Annotated in this window: 4 protein-coding genes; all 4 read right to left on the bottom strand. The window is 29.0% G+C overall.

Features of this window, described 5'->3' with window-relative positions:
- Positions 1-1,682: WD40/YVTN/BNR-like repeat-containing protein (locus tag AB1Z17_RS00020; RefSeq protein WP_368049743.1), on the bottom strand; the 1,682-nt coding region annotated here is incomplete at its 3' end.
- 132 nt (positions 1,683-1,814) lie between these two features.
- Positions 1,815-2,660: a universal stress protein gene (locus tag AB1Z17_RS00015; RefSeq protein ID WP_368049742.1), complete on the bottom strand. Its 846-nt coding sequence runs from the start codon at positions 2,658-2,660 to the stop codon at positions 1,815-1,817.
- A gap of 109 nt (positions 2,661-2,769) precedes the next feature.
- Entirely contained in the window at positions 2,770-3,834 is a 1,065-nt protein-coding gene (locus AB1Z17_RS00010) for a response regulator (RefSeq protein ID WP_368049741.1), read from the bottom strand.
- Positions 3,831-4,821: ATP-binding protein (locus tag AB1Z17_RS00005; RefSeq protein ID WP_368049740.1), on the bottom strand; the 991-nt coding region annotated here is incomplete at its 5' end. The genes AB1Z17_RS00010 and AB1Z17_RS00005, both read right to left, overlap by 4 nt.

Genomic DNA, 4,821 nt, shown 5'->3' with positions numbered 1-4,821 from the left:
GTTGGATGAATACTCAAATAATCTTCTGTTTTTAAATTTCTACGGTAGTAATACCCAAATTGAGAGCCTGCATATACTACATTATTGTCTCTACTATCAATTTGAACTTGCATTCCGTCTCCACCACCAATACTTTTGTACGGATAGTTCCCACTACTTTCCCAACGTTTTGACGCTTTATAATTACTTGGACCATACCAAGTTCCATTGTCTTGTAAACCTCCAAAAACATTGTAAGGTTTTTGATTGTCAACATTTATATAATAAAACTGCCCAACTGCTGGTGAATTGTTTTTAATCCAGTTTTCGCCATCGTCATACGTAATATTTACACCACCATCGTTTCCGTTAATTAAATGACCTTTTAAAGTTGGATTTACCCAAAGTGCTTGATGATCGGAATGTACATTTTCTTTTCCAATGGAAGTCCAGTTTTTACCACCATCATCCGATTTTAATAAAGGAACGCCACCAATATAAATTTTATTTTGATTGTTTATATTCACTGCCACTGTTCCAAAATAATAACCGTAAGAACTGTAAACTCCATCTAGATAATCCTTATGTGTTTTTTTCCATGATTTTCCGCCATCAACAGACTTATAAACCTCGGCTCCAATTACTTCAGAATTTAGTAATATATAATTAGCATCTTCTAAATACGTTGCCAAATCACTTGGTAAAACTACGCCTTTTTTAATCGCTGTTTTTACACTTTTAGCTGTATATTTTTTATCAAAATTGTTAGTTTTTAAATAGGTATTTAATTCTTTATCATCTAATTTTAAAAACGCTTCTACAGATATTTTTTTAAAATCGTCTTTTTGTAAACCTTCGTCTTCCTTTTTCTCTTTTTCAGGTCTCATAAATTGATTGTCTAAAAGCGCATAAATAACATCGTTATTAAAAGCTGCTAAACCAATTCGTCCAACACCACTTCCTGTTGGAAAACCACTTTTTTTAGTAGTAATATTGAACCACGTTTCACCTGCATCTGTACTTTTATAAATTGCAGAACCTTCGCCATCTCCATCAAAATTCCAAGCTTTTCTGTTCCTTTCCCAGGAAGCTGCAAATAAAATGGAAGGATTTTTTGGTGAAACACTAAGATCTATAACTCCTGTATTTTCATTTATAAATAAGGTGTTTTTCCACGTTTTACCACCGTCTGTAGTTTTATAAACACCACGTTGTTTGTTTGGAGTATATAAACTTCCAATGGCTGCAACTACTACTTCATTTGGATTGTTTTTATTAATAATTATACGACCAATATGTTGTGAATCTGACAACCCAACATTATTCCATGTTTTACCATTATCCATACTTTTAAGAACTCCTATTCCAGCATAAGACGAACGCGAAGAATTGCTTTCTCCAGTACCCGCCCAAATTGTTCCATTTTTCCAATCTACGGCAATTGCGCCCATGTTTTGAGTAGGAGCATTTTCTGAAACTGCTGTAAAAGATGTTCCATTATTATTTGTATACCAAAGACCTCCTGAAGCATAAGCCACATAAAACTCTGTTGAGCTTTGTGGATTTACAGCTAAATCTACCACACGACCACTCATAATTGCAGGTCCAATATTGCTAAAAGGTACATTTTTTACTAAAGAAATTTGAGCATTTATTTCAAATATTAGAAATAAAAAACTAAAAAGAAAAGTTAGTTTTTTCATTATAGAAGTTTTGTTAAAATTAAAAATTGGTATTTATTGTATCAATCCCAAATTTAACAATATAATTTAGATTATTAGGGTTGGTAAATAGCCTTTTAAATTAAAAAAACGTACTTTCTATGTTTTTAATTTCTAAAAATTAGATTGGTGTAATGCCAAAAAAGGTGTTTTGGAATAATAGTTAAGCGTTGCCGTTTGTGGTCTAAACAAAATTTGTTCTAATAAATTTAAATTTTTTGCAGCCAATACAATTAAATCTATCTGTTTTTTATTTATAAATTGCTCTAAAGATTCTTCAAAATTTTTGTTTGTTTCCGAGTGAAAACTATGTTGTTTATCTGCAAAGTAATCTTGTAAGGTTTCTTTATTCCAAAGTTGTTCTTTGTTGAGTATTTCGCTCAATTTATTAAGGTATAAAAAACGAACTGCGGCACTGTTATAACCAGATTTACTAGTTAAATAATGCAATAGTTTCGCTTCGTAATAATTGGTATAATCTGTTGGAAATGCAATTTCTTTTAATCTACTAAACACAGCAATTTCAGGCACCACTAAAACAGAACATTTTACTTTGGTAATAATTTCTTCTGAAATTGAATTTCTGTTTATTTGTCCTTTTGAAGGTATATCATTTGCACCTATTACAATTAAATCAATCTTTTTAGTTTTTATTTGATTTCTTGTAGCTTCAACAATATTGTTTTCGTCTAAGATTGGAATAAACGTATGATTTCCTTTTATTTTTAAAGTATTAATCTTATCAATTAATGCGTCTATTTTTCTTTTTGAATCTCTTTTCGACTTTACTTGTATTAACTCAACTTGATTATAGGAATCATAATCTATTTCGTTATCATTTCTATTTTCAGCATTAAGCAAATGAAAATTACATTGCTCGTTCTGAAATAAACCTAACGCATAAATAATTGAATTCCAAGATTTCTTAGAAAAATCAGTTAAAATTAATATGTTCTTCATTCCATTTATTATTAATACAAACTTAAAAAAAGCCATACTTATAATAAATGACATTAATCAGTAAAATTTTGAGTAACGTATGTGTTTCTGTTTAACTATTGAATAATGCTTAATAAATAGCCGCTAACTGTTCTAAATTAATAATTCTAATATTTCTTCCTTCTATTTCAATAACTCCTTCTTTCTTTAAATCTGTTAAGGTTCTTATTAAGCTTTCGGTTGCAATACCTGCAACACTTGCAAGGTCTCGACGAGAAATATTTATATTATCAGTTGGTTTATGTTTCATTTTTTGTGCAAATTTCAAAATTGTTTTTGCAGTTTTTCTTCGCATAGATCCGTAAGCCATTTGCAGTAATTGGTCTTTAACTTCCGTTAAATTTTCATTAATTAATTGAAATACCTCTAAAGATAAATTGTAGTTGCTTTTTAAAATGTTTTGCACTGTTTTTTTAGGAACACACATTATTTCTACCTTTTCCATTGCAATTGCAGACTCATAATTATATGAATTTTCAAAAATTGCCGAAAATCCAAAAAAGTCGTCATCTTTATTAACAGTAATAATTAATTCTTTACCAAACTCATCAATTTTAACACCTTTAATTTTCCCTTTATAAACCAGATAAATATTGTTCGTTTTTTCAGATTCTTTATAAATTATTTCCCCCTTTTTAAAAAGTTTGGTTGTTCCAAAATCGCAAAAATAATTTTTAAGATCATCTATGTTTGCAATATCTTCAAACGCGTCATCACTAGATTCAGAATTTTCTTTTTCTTCAGCTATTAAAGATTCATTTAAAAGTGCCGATTTTGCCAATCTACTTTCAATGGCGCTTAGCAACAGTTCTTCTTCTACCGGTTTGGTTAAATAATCATCAGCTCCTAAATCCATTCCTTTTCTAATATCTTTTATTTCTGTTTTAGCAGACATAAAAATAAATGGAATTTTTTTTGTTGTTTCGTCTTCCGAAAGCAGTTTAAAAACATCGTAGCCATCTAATTCAGGCATCATAATATCGCAAATAATTAAGTCTGGAAGCATAATTCTAGCTTGTTCAATCCCTCTTTTTCCATTTGCTGCTACCACAACTTTATAATCTTCTAACTCTAAAATTTCTGCAGTAGTTTCTCTTAAAACTGTATCGTCTTCAATTAGTAATAATGTCTTCATTTTTTATTAATTAATGGTAATTCAACTAAAAAAGTGGAGCCTTCATCTGCTATACTTTTAAATTTAATATTTCCTCCTAAACTTTCTAAATGGGTTTTAACTATATTTAATCCAATTCCTGTACCTTGGTTTGTAAGTGCGTTTTCAGCTCTAAAATACCTGTTAAATATATGCTTTTGATCTTTTAGTGGAATTCCAATTCCTTGATCTTTTATTTCAAAAATAATAACCTCATTTTTAATAGTTATTTTAAAATCTATCTTAGTATTTTCTGGAGAATATTTAATTGCATTATTTAAAACATTAGATAATATTAATTCTAATATTTTTTCATCTTGATATACATCTATATTATCAATATCTCTTGGATAAATAATATGTTGTCCGGTTTTAAGCATTAAATTGGCGTTATAAATAACTTCATTTACAACTTTATTAAGTTTAAAATTACTGAACTTATAATTAACTTTTCCAGACTCCAATCTTTCTACAGATAAAAAATCATTTAAAATTCCATCTAAATAATGTACTTTATTTTTAATGGTGAGCAAGTGCTTTTCCCTTTTATCTTGCATTTCAGTTTTCTTATATTTTCCAACTAAAATTGCAGCATTTAGCATACCACTTAACGGCGTTTTAAATTCGTGAGAAACCAGTGACAGAAATTTAGTTTTCAACTCATTAAGTTCTTTTTCTTTTTTTAAAGCTTTTCTTAATTTAGATTCAGCTTTAACACGTTTTTCAATTTCGCTTTTTAAATTTGCAACTGTATTATTAAGTTCAAAGGTTCTTTCAGTAATTTTACCTTCTAATAATGCGTTTAATTCGCGTATTTTTGCTTCAGAATTTTTGCGAGCTGTTATGTCTATAACAATTGCCATTACATATTTTTTTCCGTTAATTTGGAACGGATTTAAACCTACCTCAACTGGAAATTTATGGCCATTTTTATGAGCTCCATACAAATCTCTATTAACTCCCATTTGT

This window comes from Lutibacter sp. (genome assembly GCF_040883305.1).
Classification (GTDB): Bacteria; Bacteroidota; Bacteroidia; order Flavobacteriales; family Flavobacteriaceae; genus Lutibacter.
This window is presented reverse-complemented; position numbering and strand designations above follow the sequence as displayed.